The following is a 231-nucleotide window of genomic DNA, read 5'->3' as shown; positions in this document are numbered from 1 at the left end:
GGAACCGTGAAGCTGTTGTCCTCCAGGATGTCGAAGATCGCGATGGCGCGCTCGTGCTCCTGGTCCGGGTTGCCCCGCCCGATCGATTCCTCGTCGAGGGTCACCACCGTGAGGCGGTGGGGGGATTTGGGCTCGCTCGATTTGGCCGCGCCGGACATCAGGCCCTCACAGGTTCAGGCGGATCGCCACCGAGCGGGCGTGGCCCTCCAGGCCCTCCGACCGTCCGAGCGC

1 protein-coding gene is annotated in these 231 nt (G+C 68.8%); it reads right to left on the bottom strand.

The genetic code is table 11. The annotated features are described in order from the left end of the window. A partial coding sequence (locus CVH10_RS24865; protein WP_181244781.1) for a UPF0262 family protein occupies nucleotides 1–158 on the bottom strand: 158 nt, incomplete at its 3' end. Nucleotides 159–231: the final 73 nt, after the last annotated feature.

Origin of the sequence: Halomonas sp. ND22Bw (assembly GCF_003011945.1) — a bacterium.
In the GTDB taxonomy this organism is placed as follows: domain Bacteria; phylum Pseudomonadota; class Gammaproteobacteria; order Pseudomonadales; family Halomonadaceae; genus Halomonas; species Halomonas halophila.
This window is presented reverse-complemented; position numbering and strand designations above follow the sequence as displayed.